This is a genomic window from Bacteroides sp. MSK.20.12, assembly GCF_019052435.1.
Taxonomy (GTDB): Bacteria; Bacteroidota; Bacteroidia; order Bacteroidales; family Bacteroidaceae; genus Bacteroides; species Bacteroides xylanisolvens.
In genome coordinates, this window is record NZ_JAHQVH010000051.1 from 15,098 (window position 1) to 32,779 (window position 17,682).

Sequence of the window (17,682 nt, forward strand, 5' to 3'; positions counted from 1 at the left end):
TCCCTAATTAGTTTGTATTGTTTTCATTTTTACAAATTCCTTATAAAGAAAAACTTCTTGATTTTGATAGTATAAACTTATTTAGAGGACATACTTAGTTTATTCGTTCCTTTTTAGTATCCGAAAATCTGCTCCTGTGTCAATTCTTCAATAGGACCTACAGCTTTCAGCTTATCCAGTTCCAAATCCTTCTTATCTCCCAGAATGCAATAAACATACGTGCGTCCTTTTACCCATTGCTTTTGGAAATCGGCAATGTCTTTCAGCGTCATGTTCTGTATATCATTGTAGAGCTTGATACGCGGGTCTACGTTTTGGCCTAGGTCCTGTGCATTGATATAACTCCAGATGATGTCACCTTTGATGATACGTTCGGTACGCAGGCGGTTCGTTAATCCGTCTTTAGCCAGTTTGAATGCAGCCTCCGATTCCGGCATATTCTCATTCAGTCCGGAGAGTACGACATACGTACGTTCGTTGCCTGGAGATACGTAGAAAGTACAAGCCAAGCGATAGAATTCACTTTTCAGTTCCTCCGGTGTCATGTCCGAAGTACCCAGAGATTATGTCAGGAAGAGTGACAAGCAAGAAAGTTTCAATAGTTTGTTCATAATATGACAACATTTTAATAACAAAAACAAAGGTAGCAGATTTTTGCTTATCTTTGTCCCCCGATATCTGAATTTTGTAAATAATAAAATTGTAAATCAAATGATTACTATTGAACAACTTAAAGACGTGAAAGAGCGCACTGATGCGCTGAGGAGGTATCTTTGACATCGACGGGAAGAAAATTCAAGTCGAAGAAGAGCAATTAAGAACACAAGCTCCGGGATTTTGGGATGACCAGAAGAAGGCCGAAGCTCAAATGAAATTGGTGAAAGACCTGCAAAAGTGGATTGAAGGATACAACGAACTCAAGACATTGGCAGATGAACTTGAACTGGCATTTGATTTCTATAAAGAAGAACTGGTGACCGAGGAAGATGTGGACGCTGCTTACGCCAAAGCTAGTGAAGCGGTAGAGGCACTCGAACTCAAAAATATGCTTCGTGACGAAGCCGACCAGATGGATTGTGTGTTGAAAATCAATTCAGGTGCCGGTGGTACGGAAAGTCAGGACTGGGCTTCTATGCTGATGCGTATGTATCTGCGTTATGCCGAGACCAACGGTTATAAAGCTACCATTGCCAACCTTCAGGAAGGTGACGAAGCCGGAATCAAAACCTGTACTATCAATATTGAAGGTGATTTTGCATACGGTTATTTGAAGGGAGAGAACGGTGTGCACCGCCTGGTTCGTGTTTCTCCGTACAATGCGCAAGGTAAACGTATGACTTCCTTTGCTTCTGTATTCGTTACTCCGCTGGTGGATGACAGTATCGAGGTAAATATTTTGCCTGCCAACATCTCTTGGGATACATTCCGAAGCGGTGGTGCCGGTGGACAGAATGTAAATAAGGTAGAATCCGGTGTCCGTTTGCGTTATCAATACAAAGATCCTTATACCGGTGAGGAAGAAGAAATCCTGATTGAAAATACCGAAACCCGTGACCAGCCGAAGAACCGTGAGAATGCAATGCGTCAACTACGTTCCATCTTGTATGATAAGGAATTGCAGCATCGTATGGCAGAACAGGCGAAAGTGGAAGCCGGTAAGAAGAAGATCGAGTGGGGGTCCCAGATCCGTAGCTACGTATTTGATGACCGTCGCGTGAAAGATCATCGTACCAACTATCAGACTTCGGATGTGAACGGTGTGATGGATGGCAAAATAGATGGCTTTATCAAAGCTTATCTGATGGAGTTTTCTTCACAAGAATCATAAAAAATAAAATTAGCAAGTGTTATTTTTGGAAAGTTAAAAGATTTGTACTTACTTTGTTAGCGTTGAACTTAAAAGCTAACTATTATGAGTAAGGGGAAGAAAAAAGTAGCGATTACCAAAAAAGAAGAAGAACAAGCTCAAAAGGTTGTCAAAATAGTGTTCGTCTCATTAATTATTTTGGCATTGATTATGCTGATTGCATTTTCCTTTTTCGGCTGATAAGTTCACCACAAATTACACGGTCAACCCAGACTGTTTGGCTATTAATAGAATGAATATCAAATCCAATCTGTGTTAATCTGCGTAATCTGTGGTGAACTCTTTGTTTTGTAATGCATTTGTATTCTATGTAATATGAATGTAACTTTTCTGTCATTTTCCTGTATTCGATTTGTCATCTTCGTGTATCCTCACAGTTGTACTTTTGCCGTGAATTTAGTAGCATATAACTGAAATGAGTAGAATCACAACAATCGTCGTCATGCTTTTGCTGGCGACAATGGCCTTTGGACAGGCAAAAGAAGATGCCGGGGATGGCAAGAAGCTGGATAAGCAGACAATGGAATTTAAGGATTACCTGCCGGAGATTCACGGAACTATCCGGGGAAAATATGAATACCAGACAGAAACAAGTGAAAGTCGTTTTGAAGTACGTAACGCGCGCTTTAGTGTTTCGGGGAATGTACATCCGTTAGTTGCCTATAAAGCGGAAATCGACCTTTCCGACGAAGGTTCCATTAAAATGCTTGATGCGTATGCACGTGTTTTTCCGGTGAAAGACCTGAATTTTACGATCGGTCAGATGCGCGTTCCTTTCACGATAGATGCTCACCGCTCACCACATCAGCAGTATTTTGCCAACCGTTCATTCATTGCCAAGCAAGTAGGAAATGTGCGTGATGTCGGTTTGACGGCTGGTTATACGAATAAAGACGGTTTCCCATTTATTCTTGAAGGGGGATTGTTCAACGGCTCCGGTCTGACAAATCAGAAAGAATGGCATAAAACGCTGAATTACTCCATAAAAGCGCAGCTACTGCCTAATAAGAACTGGAATCTGACACTTAGCACCCAAATGATAAAACCGGAAAATGTACGGATTAATATGTACGATGCCGGTATCTATTATCAGAATGACTGTTTTCATATTGAGGCGGAATATTTATATAAAATGTACGGCCACGAAGCATTTAAAGATGTTCATGCGGTGAATAGTTTTATTAATTACGATTTACCATTGAAGAAAGTATTCAATAAAATCTCCTTCCTGGCTCGCTATGATATGATGACCGATCATAGTGATGGCAAGATGGATGAAACGACAAAAGCTCTGATTATAAATGATTATGCCCGACATCGTGTGACAGGCGGAATCACACTAAGTCTTTCCAAAGCTTTCATTGCCGACCTCCGACTGAACTTCGAGAAATATTTCTATAAGAACTCCGGCGTCCCTAAAGAATCGGAACGGGACAAAATCGTGATTGAGTTCATGACGAGATTCTGATTTATGTGTTTTGTGGCATACACGGTGAGACAGAGTTATATGGCTTTTGGAAATATGGTTTCATTTTTTGCCGATTAAGTTCTTTATTTGCCTTGATATTTATAATTATTTAGTTTTTTGTTTGCGTTTATTTAGAAATATAATATATTTGCGGTTGACTTATAAAGGTTATAGGGAATTTGTAAGAATATTGGGCGTTTGCAAAAAGCAAGCGATAGAATAGTAGAGGCTTAATAAGCAAATATGAGGAATAAGGACGCAAAGGTGGGTACTTTCCCGATATGGAGAAAGTATAAGGGCGCGTCTGCTATAGGAAAAAAGAGGAATGGGCGTAATTTAAGGACAGAACTGCTATTTGTCCTTTTGTTGATTTTCTTTTATTCTTTTGGTGCACTGGAATGTAGTGCCCAAGCGTTAGCAGTACGTAAAACGGCAGTGGAAAAGAAAGATTCCATTATGCCATTTAAATCTCGACTGGCAGTTAGAACAAATGCCATCGATTGGTTGTGTCTTCTCCCCAATGTTGCTGTGGAGTTTGACTTGACTCCTTCCTGTTATAATAAAATCACGGTAGGGATGGGGGTGAAGTGGAACTGGGAAACCAGTCAAAAATATCTACCTTCTACTGTCTACAATCTATTTGATGCCCGTCTTGAGGTGCGCCGTTATTGGCGTACGGAACTATCGCAAGTACATCGTTCGGATAAGGAAAAAGTCAGTTTTTTGAAATGGCTTCGCGAAGATGTGTTTACCAGACAACGCCAACACCCTCGTTACTGGCGGGCCTATTATTGGGGCATTTACACTAATCTGGGCAACTATTCGTTTAAATTCGGAAAAGAAGGTGTTCAGGGATATACTTACGGAGCGGGCTTGTCCGCAGGTTTCGGTATTCCACTCTATGGATATAAAAATCATTTTGTCGATTTAGAATTAGGTGGAAGTGTAGGCTGTGTGTTTACTCGTTATGATAAGTACGGATTTGATGCCGAGAGTAACTGCTACCCTACACTTGTCGGAAAAAGTAAAGGATGGCATGTTCTTCCTTATCCTGTGATAACCGATTTGCGTGTTGCTTTTGTTTATCGGTTTGCTTCTATTAAAGATAAGTATAAACTGGTTGACCACGTGAAACAGGCGGCAAGGCATGAGCGTGAAATGAAACGCAAAAATCTGAATGATTCTATTAATGAGGCGCGTCGTCTTCGGAAAGAAGAAAAAGCACTACTGAAAAAGAATGAAGCGGAGCAGAAGAAAGCAAAAACGGAACAAAAGAAAACTGAACAGAAAAAAGAATTAGGAAAAGAAGAATCGGAAGCTAGTTTGAAGCAATCTGTAAAACCAAAAAAAGAGAAGAAAAACAAGAAAAAGAATAAAAAGGGTGCGACGAAAGATTCGAAATCGGAAGGGAGGAAAGATGAAAACATTGATTAAAATATTGTTGCCGTGTTTTCTTCTCACTGCATGTACACAGGTGGAATTATGTCCGGAGGAAGAACATCCGCACTCGTCACTTGTTCATGTCGACCTCGGTTTTGACGGGCTTGACCTTGTCACGAATGAGGAATACAAACCGAAATCGGTGCAAGTGATTGCAAGTCGAGTTGTCAACACTTGGCGGTCTGAATTTACGTTACCTCTTTCTACGGATGATAATTCGGATACCCGTTTCGAAGAAGGTGTGAGTGGAGAGGAAACCGGTCATCGACTGAAGAGTGGTGAATATACTTTCTTTTTTGTTGGTCTGAATGAAACATATTACGATGTTGAAGGACTGGATGATTACATTAACGATTATCACAACGGCATGCGCAATCTTTCTCTGAAAGTGAAGAAAGAAGATGCAAAAGATCTACCTGAACTTGAGCAGAAAGATTGGGTGGATTTCAATCCCGGAGTGCCTTTTATCAACTATAAAGGTCCCATTTTTAAAGATCAGCAACATAACGTATCTCTTTACACAGGGCAAACAGCTACAGTGTATGCTAAATTGCAACCTGTTACGCAGAAAATATCCGTCGATTTCAAGATCAGGAAAGATGCCAATGTGAGAATCAATTCGGTGATTTGCGAATTATCCGGGATAGTGACGCGAATGAGATTACTGAATAATGTACTTGATACAGAAGATCTGGGCCGAATCGTTTTTCGCACAGATTACGATAAGAATATGGCACAGGGCGACTTGTTGTCCTGTCGCGAGACTTTTGAAGTGTTGGGAATCATTGGTAGTCAAAGTCCGAAACGTATTACCGGTCCGGGCATTTTGCAAATAGCGATTTACGTCACCGTTGGGGAAAATACAGAGCGGGTGCTTAGTGGAGGCATCAATCTGTATCAAAGTATTATGGATGCGGGACTGACGAAGACGGTGAAAGACGGCAACAACGAATATACCGTGATTGCAAAGCCTGAAGGTATGCTGGAGATAACACAAGAATTACGGATTGACGGTGATAAGATTATTCAATGGGGCGAGGAAGACGGTTTTGATACTTGGTTCCCGGCACCGGAAGAGGACGATCCTAAAGTGGAAGTATAAGAATAGGTGGGCAGGAATATGATAAATGGAATTAACATACGAATCATTGGAGCATTTTTTGCTGTCATCGTTCTTTCCTCATGCGGGAAGACATATACGGGAGAAGTAGAGTCGTCCGGTAACGGAATCGGTACGTCGGATGAAGACATTCCGGTGATGCTGGCTGTCAGTGATCCTTCGATGCTCACCCGTGGAAGCGGAGCTTTTGACAAGGAACTGGGCAATGTGCAGGATATGTGGGAAAAATCCCGGTTCTATATATATGCTTTCTGTGCGGAAGAAAATTCGGATTTTCGTACGCTAAGCCGCAACGATAAGACACAATGCCTGGTGGATGGTAGTGTGGATAATGACGGTTCGAAGATGGGAAAGAAGGCGAGATTGAACAGCGACCGGGCCAGCTATCTGTTGTGGGATGGCGGTTCGAACGTGTTTTATGAGCGTGAGGAACAGACGAGACCTTTTCTCTTTTTCGGCTTTTACATTGACGATATAGTAGTGCCGGAATCTAATATCATTCGTACGGAGAGTGCTGTCAAGCTGCGGAATATCCGGATAGATGGCAGACAGGATATTATGTCGTCAGTGGCTCAACTAACGGAAGAACAGAAGAAACTGGTTGAAGATATGAATGAGAAGGAGTTGGTAATGAACAGTTTGTATAGTGCTTATTCCACACGTTTGGGCATATATCCTGTTCTTTCATTCCATCATGAACTGGCACGTGTGAAGTTCAAAATTTTCCCGGCAAAATCGGATGCAGACCATATCTATGTGCAAAACATTACCATGGAATCTAAGGTGAATGCTGATTTTACTGTAGCCGCCAAGGACAAGGAAGCTATGGGACTGGATTTCTCGGAATATACCGAAACGATACCTATGAGATTGTGCGAAACGGATGGCGGAGCATTGAAACAAGATTATTATGTAGCTCCTTTACTGCCGGGGGAGGAATCAATCACAGACCCTTACAGCCGTACCGGTGTATTTGTGGGTGAAAGCCTTTTGGTAGCTCCGAACTTGGGCAAGTATAAGATGACAGTTGATCTGAAACAAAATATAAATGGCGTAACAAAGACATATACCACCGAGTATGAGTTGGAAACAGCTTTTAAAGCGGGATATGCCTACACGGTTCGTGTGGCGATTAACGGGTTGGATGACTTGGATTTCAATGTGCAGGTAGACGGATGGCGGGATGGCGGAAATATTGAGATAAATCCGGGAGACGAGTGGACGAATGAATGATAGAACAATTTAATACAAATGATAAAACAGATGCTTATGAAAAAAGTTGTATTACTGAACGGACTGATTGCTTTGATGCTGGTAGGATGTTCAAAAAGTTCTGATGAAGCCGGAGGAGGTGCGGCAGACGATCGTACGCCTATCATGCTGTCATTGGGAACACAACAACCGGGTATCACGGTTGACGGACCGCGAACAAGAGGGGCGGGAGCCATAGGAGTCCCCGGTGCAGATGGAACACTGGGCACATGGAATGGACAGAAACTAAAAATCCTGGCTTTTCGCAAAAATAAAATATCCGTAGAGGCTGCCGATGTGGAGGATATTGGTGCAGTGGGAGCTTGGGCTACGACAACTACACAGGCAGCCGTCAGTGGATTAGCGTGGGAGAATGGGGCAACTTTGTATTATCCTATTCAGAATGCTTACGATTTCTATGGATATTATATAGATGATGCAATGAATGGCGATCCGGTTATCACACCGGATACGGAAGGTGCAGACGCTATCCCGGGATATGTCTCCATTCCGGTAGCAATTGACGGTTCGCAGGACCTGATGGTGGCAAAAGCCGAACTGACAGATGCACAAAAGGCGATACTGGACACTTATCTGGATGCTGGAGCTACCGATGAAGAAAAGGAGGCTATGTATGCAAGAGCTTATAGCTCTTATACTGCACGTCGGGGCGTTCAACCACAAATGATGTTCAAGCACTTGCTGTCTCGTTTAACTGTTGGCGTGAAAGCAGGTACATCAGAAATCGTCAGTGCTGGACAGGATGGAGTCTATATTACTTCTTTGGAACTTACGGATGTTTATAATAAAGGAAATATGATTGTATCTGTTGCCAGTCAGAAGTTGGAACCTGTTGAATCCAGTAAGACGGACGGGACTCTTTCGTTAGGAATCATCGGTGATAATGTAGCCGATCTGACAATTGATGGAATTTCTTTCAAGGGGGTGAAGCCTACAAGTACTACCGATTTAGTTCCAATAGGCGAAAGTGTAATGGCTATGCCTGGTGAAACATCATTCAATGTTGCTATTAAAATGCGGCAGGTTAAAGATGGAAAACTGCTTAAAACCGATGAGATACCTTTCGAATCAATCGTCAAAGCTCCCGCTGCAAAAGAAATGGGTGAGGACGGTAATCCTATCAATATAGCTAAAGATGAGAACGGAAATATCCTAAAAGACAATAAAGGCAATATTCTTTATCGCTTCCTTGAAGGTTACACCTATTACGTCAAACTCACCATGAACGGATTGGAAGATATTGAGATTACAGCTTCATTGACTCCTTGGAAGGATGGAGGAGATATTCCGGTTACCCCAGGTGAAGACGAATAGATAAGAATGAATTAACATATTTATAAACTACAAATTTAATGTATTATGAAAAAAAATTATTTATTAGCGATGTTGGCAGCAGGGTTGTTGGCAAGCTGTTCTTCCGGTTTTGAAGAGAATTTGGAGGGCACTTCACCTGTTACACCGGGGAATACGGACGCGAATGATAACGAGTTAATGGAAATCCGGCTGGGAAATGGAGGATTAATGAAAGCAGCAGTTTCAAGAGCTGCTCTTACTCCGGATACTTGGGTAGGTACGACAATCGGTATTTTTGCATTAAATAAATTGGATGATCCTGTGACACATGCCAAACCTGTTTGGGATGATGGTGATGTAACAACGACTGACCTTCGCGACTGTTTGTTGAAAAATGTATCGGGTGAGATTGTTACTCAATCCTCTACGAACGAACCTGATAAGCAAGGAATATCTTTTGGAGCGAACAAATACTATTATCCTCGTGCAAGTTCTAAAGCTTATTCTTTCTATGGCTATTATCCTCGGAAAGAAACATTGGCACCGGATATTTGGGAATTTGGAACGGATCATATCTCGTGTCAATATACCATGAGTGGCGTTGATGATATTATTTGGGGAAAAGCTTTTGTTGCGGACGCTGCGACCGTAGACGGAAAAACGTATGATGGCTATAATGCTGCCTATTTCCGTAAAGTCCTTCCGACCCCTGCCAATCCTACAATAGAATTCAAACATCTTTTGACTCAGTTGAAGTTTTATTTGAAAAAGGGGGATGAATATACTGCTGAAAAGTGTGGTGTGACAGCAATTAAAGTTGTTTCAGTACCCAAAAACGGTAGCCTTATGATTGCCAGTCAAATAGCAGAAAATCCAGAAGGAAAAATGATATGGAAAGAGACTGTTGAAGCTGCTGACGGGTCATTGTCTTTGAATGAAAATCCAGTAGCTGCTAATATAACAGATGTTTCTGCTTATAGCGGAGCTTCGATTACATTGGGAGCCGATGAAACTAATGCGAAGGAAGTGGAGAATAGCACGATAATGTTGCCGGCAGGATTTAAAACATTAAAATTGGCCATTACACTACAAGATGGAGATAAGACTACAACAACAAATGCGACTATAAGTCCGGACATAGCAGACGGTACGTTCTTCAAAGAAGGTTTTGCCTACAAAGTTATTTTGACTATTAATGGTCCGAAAGAAATTCAGGTTGATGCTACTCTGAAAGCATGGGAGACAGGTAAAGATATAGGTGTTGAAATTTAATGTTTGACTAATTTTTGTATATGAAAAAGCTGACACTTTGTGTATGGTTAATATTGCTGGCTGCCTGCCATGGTTCTGACGACAATGAATCGGAATATATTCCTCCGACACTAGGAGGAGATGTCGAAGTTTCATTTGGTGGAAGTGTATCTGTTATTACATCTTCCGTATCGGTGTCCAGGTCTCCTATCAACAGAGCAACCTTTGATGAAGGATCGGAAATCGGAATTTATGGTATGGTGGCTAATGAAAATAATATGGGAAGTATTGATTGGGCATATAACACTGTTTTGTTGGACGCTATGAAGAATGCCAAATATACGGCTACTAATCATTATGTGACTGACAACGGAGTTGTTAAGCAATCTCTTGTGCAGGAGGAAATAGCGAAGTTCCCTCCTAAAGCATCCCCTACATCGCCAGAACCGGCGTTGGTGTTCTACGCATATTATCCATACACAACAGCTGTCGCTTATGACCCTTACGGTTCTCCTAATGCTCCTGTGATTCCTGTTAATTTGGATCATCAGGATATGTCAAACACTCCCGATTATATGTATGCCAAAGCGTCTTCAGTAGTTACGACACAACCGATATTGTTGACTTTTGAACATATTTTGACACGCTTAGACTTCGATTTATATACCAATATTCGTGACTTCGGTTTAGTGGAGGGCGAAATAGGTTCTCCCAGGTTGAAAAAGATAGTGGTCTATCAGGATAAACAATATGCGGCTTCCATGTCTCTTGCCGGACTTGAAAGTTTGGATCCGGAACAGGCTATGTCACCTCTTGCTTTAGTATATCCTAATTTGGATTATGTTATTACGTACAAAACAGCGGCTCAAAATCGATTTACAGGAGCTAGCTTTCTTTTGTTTCCTACTTGCTTTGTCACAAAAGTTGTATTTACCATTGTTACGGAGAAAGGAATGGAAAGAGATTTTATTGTTTATCAGTATGTTGCCGGTTCTACAGATCCACTGAAACAAGAGCTTCCTTTAGAACGTGGAAAGATCACAAAGTTGACGGTTAAATACACTCGCGAGATTAATCCGAATGCAACGATTAATGGTTGGGCGGAAAATATTAATTTAGAAGGGTTTACTATTGGTGATAATAATAGTAATGTGACTCCGTAAACAGAACAGTGCAATGAAGAGAATATTACTATTAATCGTTATAGCCGGCTTTTTCATTCTCCGGGCACAAGCGCAACAAGTAGCCGTTAAGACCAACGCCTTGATGTGGGGACTGATGAGTCCGAATCTAGGTTGCGAATTGGTGACGGGCGAACGTACCAGCGTAGAACTTTCTGTATTCGGTAATTATAAACTTTTCGGAAAGGATATGAAAATGATAGGTGTACAGCCCGAATACCGATATTGGTTCAACGGGCGTCCCATGACTCGTGAGTATATCGGCATTGCAGCATTGGGCGTTTCTTATGATATCACTTGGAAAGGGCATGTTTACAATGGCGATGCGGCCGGTATAGGACTGACGATGGGGTATTCTCTCAATATTAAGAAACGATTCAATATTGAATTCTATGGTGGATTCGGTGCTATCTATTTCCGTCAGAAACAATATTATGCAGGCGACAATTTCGAAGACTTCGAAAGTAACAGCGGGAAGCGTGCAAATGCATATGGCTATAAGTTGTTACCTATTAAATTAGGAGTTTCACTTTCGTATATTATTAAATAAACAGTAGGTGTTATGACTATTTCCTTTAAGATTGTTGGCATATGGATCGGTATTTTGTTCTGCTTCTCTGTTTGTCCGGCGGTAGCGCAACAGATTAAGGTTGTTTCCGGGCGTGTATTGAATCAGGAAACCAAGAAACCGTTCGATAAGGAAGCCGTTTTTGTGTATGCCTTCAATACGGTGGCGGCAGCGGAAGATGTGAAGAAAAAGATTGATGACAATGAAGCGTTCGGGTTATCGACGGACGCAATGGAAGTAGTAGGGAACGACGGCTATTACGAAATCCGTGTAGCAGAGAACGGTGCATTGATCTTTAAGATCGGTCTGGCACCTTGTGTACTCGAAAAAGTGAATTACCGGATGGAGATAAATGCCGTGCTTGATGCCGGAATCGTGCTGGAGGACGTTTCCATCGTAGGAACGCTGCAAGATATAAAACCTGCTCCCAAAGCACCTACGATTATTGGTAATAAACTGCTATTGTATGGCACATTTCCCATCCCGGCACAATTTGGTAAACCGAATGCCCGACTAATTATCCAGCCTTATGTGGTGGATTGCGAAACGAATGATACGGTGACTTATACCCGTCCCCTGATTTATGACGGTCCCGAATTCGGACTTACACAAGAGAGAAGAATGAACTTCTGCCCTGCTAACGACCCTCTTTATGCATTTGTTGCCCCTAAACCATTGACGGAGGACAGGATGAGCCTTGAATGGACAGATACCGTGCCGATTCCCGACCCTACCCGGAATTATCATGGTACGGCTGCCATCCTGTTGGAAGACTATACACATGTTTACTATGACAAACAGGTTTTGGTGAATACCTGTGAAACGAAACGCCCCTTGAAGTTCCTGGAGTTCTCTTTCAATCATCAGAGTTTGAATCCGGATGATTACCGCGAACGTCCCAAGCGGGAAAAGAGGAACACAGCCGGGAATATCTCGCTGTCTTTTCTGGTGGGAAAGGCAATGCTCGATCCGGATGATCCCGCTAATGCCGAACAACTGGATAAGTTGAAAAGTGACCTGTTGGAGATTGTCAATGGTGAAGGTACTACATTGAAAGAATTTCATATCACCGGTATCTCTTCACCGGAAGGATCTTACGCATCCAACCTTGCATTGGCAAGGCAACGTGTCAATTTCGCACACTCACAAGTGACATCCGTGCTGCCGGCAAGGGTACTGTCGAGAGTTTATCAGAATCCACAAGCGAAAGTAGCCACATGGGAAGCGGTGGCAGACCTACTTGAAAAAGATACTTTCCCCGAAGCGGCCGCCGCTGTACGGGAGATCATCAATCGGTTTCCCAAAAGTCAGGACGCACAATACTCGCAGATCCTTCGTTTACCCTACTATACGACCACCATCAAGGATATTTTTCCCAAATTGCGTACTGTGCATTATGAATATAAACATGAACTCTATCGCGAATTGACACCGGAGGAAATCTTGGATAAGTATCAGCATGACGAAGCTTATCGGAGCGGAAAGAAGAGTTTTGCACTCTATGAATATTGGAATTTGTTCAAAATGATAAAAGACCCTCATGAACTGGAAGCACTTTACAAGAGAGCCTATTATGAATCGGAAACAATGAATGGGCAGCCTTGGATATTGGCGGCAAACAACCTCGCTGTGTCCTATCTGGCACGCGATACATTCGATACCTCGATACTGGAACCGTTTATCGACCGCAAAACGAGAGGAGTGAATGTGGTCAGAACTCGTATTGACGGGGTAACCAAAGAAATTATCAATCCCGAGGCGATTGTTGCCAATCAGTTGGCAATGTATATCCGTGCCAATAACTACGAGCAAGCGAGCGTGATGGCGCAGATTTTGCCTGATACTCCTCAAAATGAGATGATGAAGGCGTTTGCCATGTGTCTCGGAGGATATTACCGGGGTGGGACAACTGCGGAAGAAAGGATGAAATCCAGAAAGGTGTTCGATTTGGTGAAGAAATCTTCTCCGATTAACGGTGTTGTGATGGACCTGGCAATGGAGTCCAAAGGATATGATGTGCTCGCTGAGCAGGAAGCGGCGAAATTGCCTGCGGACAATCCCGTTTGTTGGTATCTGAAAGCGATTATCAACAACCGAAAGGGAGAAATGGGGTTTGAAGAAGCGAAAAACTGTCTGATAAACTGCTTCAAGCTGGATGAAAAATATATAGCGATCTCTGCCTCGGACGGGGACATAGGAAAAGATTTGTATGAATACACAATGGATATGTATTCCATGTCTAAAGAAATGTGATAAAGGAAGTAACTCATGAAAGGATTAAGAATCTATCTGTTTGCATTCTTGGCTTGTGTCGCTTTGGATGAGGCCACGGCGCAACAGGATACGGCTACCGTGCAGCCTTCGTTCAACGCACTAAACTATTCGTTACAGAAAAGGTATCATCCGGGGGATAAGGTGCAGTTCGAACGCAAGAAAGGTACGCTGAATTTGTTTGTTTCTGCTTTTGCGGGATTCGATAAGCTTCTTTCCAGAGAAGAAACTGATTTTGCGGTAGGATCTTTCTTTGGAGCGTCTGTCGGAAAGAATGTTTCGCGGGTCAGTACTTTTCGGGGTTCACTTTTTGGAGGAAGCTATACCCGTAATTTTAATCATGCCCGATTGACCCGTTGGGGGGCTGAACTGGATTATATGTTCAATGTATCTACGTTCATTGCCGGCTATAATCCGGGGAGAATGTTCGAAGTGTCTACAGTTTCCGGACTCGGTTATCAGTTAGCGTTTCTTGAAAAGCAAAGCGCTCATGTGGGTGAGTTTCATTTGGGATTACAGTTCAGGCTTCATACCAGTCCTTCCTTTGACTTTTATCTGGAACCGAGGGCAATGATACAGACAGACGGCATGAGTCGGATGATTCAGCATAACTGGCACAAGTACGATTTGTCTTTTGGTGCTACAGCTGGTTTGACGTATCGTTTTCAGGCGGCACCGTTGACATCCCGTATGAAAATGCTGGACGGGGACGGTTTGGCGGACAATATGTTTGTCAGTTTTGCGTCGGGTATGCAGATGCAACTCTCGAAGATGACTAGTGATATCGGTACGTTGAAGTCGGCAGGTCCTGCTTTCTCCCTCTCTTTGGGAAAATGGTTGACGCCTGCTTTTGGTATCCGACTTTCCGGTTTCTCTTCTGCTGACACGTGGCATGAACAAAAGAAAGGAAGCTATTTATTGAAGGACGATGGGGCCAAAGGTACTTGTTATGAGATGGCTACTTATACCGGCGGGCGATTGGAAGGAATGTTCAAACTGCTTTATTTCTTTAACGGCCGGCATACAGATGCTCCTTTCGACATCAATTTGCTGGCGGGTGGTGAGTTCGGCCACATGCGGAAAGAAAATGATGATACTCCCGTGAAATGTGGTTACACTGGTTTTACGGGTGGCGCACAGTTTAAGTTCCGGCTGACGGATTATCTGGCATTCTTTGTGGAACCGCACACCAGCCTGATCTCTTATTCGCTCAATCAGACATCGGAATCCGGTAAAAACTATCGGGAGAAATATAGCGACTATTTATTCAATCTGAATATCGGATTGGAAATACGCCGTTCTTCCGCTGTTCATATCGCAGAGCGTTCGTTGAACCGGGAACTTTTTCAACCGTCTTATTTTGTTTCAGTGGGGGCGGGAGGATGCCTTCCTTTGCAGCTCCGGCGTTATACGATGCAGAGAAAAATCGATTATATAGCAAGTGCTTCTGTCGGACGTCATCTGACACCGCTTTCCAGTTTTCGTGTGACGGGAGATTATAGCCGTTTCTCTGTCAATACATTGTCGGGAGATGTGGATTATGGGCTGGTAAGTGTAGGTGCAGATTATCTCTTCAATCTTTCCAATTGCATGGCAGGGTATGTTCCTGAACGTAAGTTCGACTGTTATCTGTTAGCCGGTCTTGTAGGGGCGGTTCGGACGAAGCCGGAAGTCGTTTCGGAAGATTTATCCGGTGAATGGGGTAAAAGTCGCTTTGTTGTAGGGGGAGATTTGGGACTTCTTTGTTCTTATCGGCTAAATCAGTCGTTTGGGGTTTATCTGGAACCGAAGGTGCGTTTTTATGGAAGTAAATTACTGCCTCATGAAAATCTAAGCGGCTCGGATGCGATGATGTCTGTGCAGGTGGGAGCCTCTTATCATTTTTAAAATGTTTGCCCGGATGGATGATAATTAGGTTTCTAAATAGTAACTTTGCGACATGGCACAAGAAATAGAACGTAAATTTTTAGTTATCGGTGAATTCAAGTCTTCGGCTTTTGCGCAAAGTCGCATTGTGCAGGGGTATATCAGTAGTGCTCGCGGGCGTACTGTCCGGGTTCGTATTCGGGATGAAAAAGGTTATCTGACGATAAAGGGAGCTTCTAATGCTTCCGGTACCAGTCGTTATGAATGGGAAAAGGAGCTGGCCTTATCAGAAGCAGAAGAATTGATGAGGCTTTGCGAACCGGGGATTATTGACAAGACTCGTTATTTGGTGCGCAGTGGCAAGCATATATTTGAAGTCGACGAGTTTTATGGTGAGAATGAAGGACTTATTGTGGCAGAAGTAGAGTTGGAATCGGAAGATGAGGCTTTTGTAAAACCCGACTTTATCGGTGAGGAGGTAACGGGCGACATACGCTACTATAACTCACAGCTAATGAAAAAACCGTATAAAACGTGGTGAGCGTTAACAAATAAACCGTATATTTGTTCTTATATAAAAAAGAGAGCAGTGTATGGATATGGAACAGTTGTACAGCTATGTGCCGCGTGAATTGGTTACTTTTGTTTTAGTAACCTTGTTTTCTTTATTAATCGGACTTTCACAACGTCGAATCAGTCTGAAGCGTGAGGGGGAAACTACTCTTTTCGGAACCGACCGCACTTTTACCTTTATTGGTATACTGGGTTACTTGCTTTATATCTTAGACCCTACGGATATGCGCCTGTTTATGGGAGGTGGAGCGATATTGGGATTGCTGTTGGGATTAAACTATTATGTAAAGCAATCACAATTTCATGTTTTTGGTGTAACTACCATCATTATTGCCCTGATTACTTATTGTATGGCTCCTATCGTAGCTACCCAACCTTCCTGGTTTTATGTCATGGTAGTTGTGACTGTGCTCCTGCTGACCGAACTCAAACATACTTTTACAGAGTTTGCGCAACGGATGAAGAATGATGAAATGATTACGTTAGCCAAGTTTTTGGCTATCAGCGGTATCATATTACCAATGCTTCCGCATAAGAATCTGATTCCGGATATTAATCTTACTCCTTATTCTATCTGGTTGGCAACGGTAGTAGTATCCGGCATTTCCTATCTCTCTTATCTATTAAAGAGATATGTATTCCATGAATCCGGAACGTTAGTTTCCGGTATTATTGGTGGATTATACAGCAGTACGGCTACGATCTCGGTACTTGCCCGTAAAAGCCGGAAAGCCTCTGAACAGGAAGCTACTGATTATGTTGCTGCCATGCTACTGGCTGTCAGCATGATGTTTCTACGATTTATGATACTGATACTTATTTTCAGTAGAGAAATCTTCCTGTCTATTTATCCGTATCTGTTGACTATGGCTGTAGTTGCGGCTATTGTTGCTTGGTTTATCCATTCCCGACAAAAACGACCGGAAGACCAGCCTGCTGAAACAGAAGAAGATGATAGTAGCAACCCGTTGGAATTTAAAGTTGCTTTGATTTTTGCCGTACTCTTTGTGATATTCACTTTCTTAACTCACTATACGTTAGTGTATGCGGGCACAGGCGGATTAAATCTCTTGTCTTTTGTTTCCGGTTTTAGTGATATAACTCCTTTTATATTAAACTTGTTGCAAAATACAGGTAGTGTGGCTGCATTGATAATTACTGCTTGTAGTATGCAGGCTATTATTAGTAATATAATGGTAAATATGTTCTATGCTCTATTCTTTGCAGGGAAGGGGAGTAAACTTCGTCCTTGGATTTTGGGAGGATTCGGTGTGGTAATTGCTTGTAATCTTGTTTTGTTGCTGTTCTTTTATATTTAAGAAAAGGGAGCAATTGATCGTTTTTCATTGGTCTTAGTTCTAGTAATCTTCTATTTTGTCGAATATAATCGATAAAATAGAGGTGTTTTTATCGACTATACTCGATAAAGTGAAATGGATAAAAAATGAAGAGTAAATTTCATTAAAAAGGAACTTACTCTTCATTTAAATTCAAGGTTGAGATATTTGTTGA

14 protein-coding genes and 1 pseudogene are annotated in these 17,682 nt (G+C 42.3%); 14 read left to right on the forward strand and 1 reads right to left on the reverse strand.

All coding sequences use genetic code 11. The features are described 5' to 3' along the window. Window positions 1–113: 113 nt before the first annotated feature. Window positions 114–440: pseudogene (locus tag KTR06_RS20670) on the reverse strand (insulinase family protein); the annotation flags it as partial. Between the two features lie 271 nt (window positions 441–711). Here KTR06_RS20670 and prfB point away from each other — a divergent pair. The 14 genes from prfB to KTR06_RS20735 all read left to right on the forward strand — a co-directional run bounded on the left by prfB (window position 712) and on the right by KTR06_RS20735 (window position 17,489). Next, a protein-coding gene (gene prfB / locus KTR06_RS20675; protein ID WP_117683141.1) for a peptide chain release factor 2 occupies window positions 712–1,828 on the forward strand; the annotation gives its coding sequence in 2 pieces (ribosomal slippage) (window positions 712–774 and window positions 776–1,828; 1,116 coding nt in all). An 84-nt stretch (window positions 1,829–1,912) separates the two neighbouring features. Then, the gene (locus KTR06_RS24675; protein ID WP_049701693.1) at window positions 1,913–2,047 is read left to right on the forward strand and encodes a hypothetical protein; all 135 of its coding nucleotides are present in this window, start codon (window positions 1,913–1,915) and stop codon (window positions 2,045–2,047) included. Window positions 2,048–2,282: 235 nt separating this feature from the next. Beyond that, a complete protein-coding gene (locus KTR06_RS20680; RefSeq protein ID WP_217290766.1) occupies window positions 2,283–3,335 on the forward strand; it encodes a porin in 1,053 nt (350 codons plus the stop codon). Between the two features lie 243 nt (window positions 3,336–3,578). Continuing rightward, window positions 3,579–4,769 carry a DUF3575 domain-containing protein gene (locus tag KTR06_RS20685; RefSeq protein WP_217290767.1) on the forward strand — a complete coding sequence of 397 codons (1,191 nt, stop codon included), beginning with the start codon at window positions 3,579–3,581 and terminating at the stop codon, window positions 4,767–4,769. After that, complete coding sequence (locus KTR06_RS20690; protein WP_217290768.1) at window positions 4,753–5,877, forward strand: hypothetical protein; 1,125 nt, start codon at window positions 4,753–4,755, stop codon at window positions 5,875–5,877. The genes KTR06_RS20685 and KTR06_RS20690 overlap by 17 nt, the downstream gene beginning before the upstream one ends. 18 nt (window positions 5,878–5,895) lie before the next feature. Then, window positions 5,896–7,128 carry a fimbrillin family protein gene (locus KTR06_RS20695; RefSeq protein ID WP_118196181.1) on the forward strand — a complete coding sequence of 411 codons (1,233 nt, stop codon included), beginning with the start codon at window positions 5,896–5,898 and terminating at the stop codon, window positions 7,126–7,128. A 36-nt stretch (window positions 7,129–7,164) separates the two neighbouring features. Beyond that, on the forward strand, window positions 7,165–8,481 hold the full coding sequence (locus tag KTR06_RS20700; protein WP_182425214.1) for a fimbrillin family protein: 1,317 nt from the start codon (window positions 7,165–7,167) through the stop codon (window positions 8,479–8,481). A 45-nt stretch (window positions 8,482–8,526) separates the two neighbouring features. Next, window positions 8,527–9,732, forward strand: coding sequence for a fimbrillin family protein (locus tag KTR06_RS20705; RefSeq protein ID WP_118196177.1), 1,206 nt, complete (start codon window positions 8,527–8,529; stop codon window positions 9,730–9,732). A gap of 20 nt (window positions 9,733–9,752) precedes the next feature. Continuing rightward, window positions 9,753–10,874, forward strand: coding sequence for a fimbrillin family protein (locus KTR06_RS20710; protein WP_217290769.1), 1,122 nt, complete (start codon window positions 9,753–9,755; stop codon window positions 10,872–10,874). Between the two features lie 13 nt (window positions 10,875–10,887). After that, window positions 10,888–11,442: a DUF3575 domain-containing protein gene (locus tag KTR06_RS20715; protein WP_217290770.1), complete on the forward strand. Its 555-nt coding sequence runs from the start codon at window positions 10,888–10,890 to the stop codon at window positions 11,440–11,442. Window positions 11,443–11,454: 12 nt separating this feature from the next. After that, the gene (locus KTR06_RS20720) at window positions 11,455–13,713 is read left to right on the forward strand and encodes a hypothetical protein (protein ID WP_242398208.1); all 2,259 of its coding nucleotides are present in this window, start codon (window positions 11,455–11,457) and stop codon (window positions 13,711–13,713) included. Between the two features lie 15 nt (window positions 13,714–13,728). Beyond that, entirely contained in the window at window positions 13,729–15,618 is a 1,890-nt protein-coding gene (locus KTR06_RS20725; protein ID WP_217290771.1) for an outer membrane insertion protein, read from the forward strand. 52 nt (window positions 15,619–15,670) lie between these two features. Then, window positions 15,671–16,138 carry a CYTH domain-containing protein gene (locus KTR06_RS20730; RefSeq protein ID WP_217290772.1) on the forward strand — a complete coding sequence of 156 codons (468 nt, stop codon included), beginning with the start codon at window positions 15,671–15,673 and terminating at the stop codon, window positions 16,136–16,138. Window positions 16,139–16,196: 58 nt separating this feature from the next. Further along, on the forward strand, window positions 16,197–17,489 hold the full coding sequence (locus KTR06_RS20735) for a DUF4010 domain-containing protein (RefSeq protein ID WP_217290776.1): 1,293 nt from the start codon (window positions 16,197–16,199) through the stop codon (window positions 17,487–17,489). Window positions 17,490–17,682 lie beyond the last annotated feature (193 nt).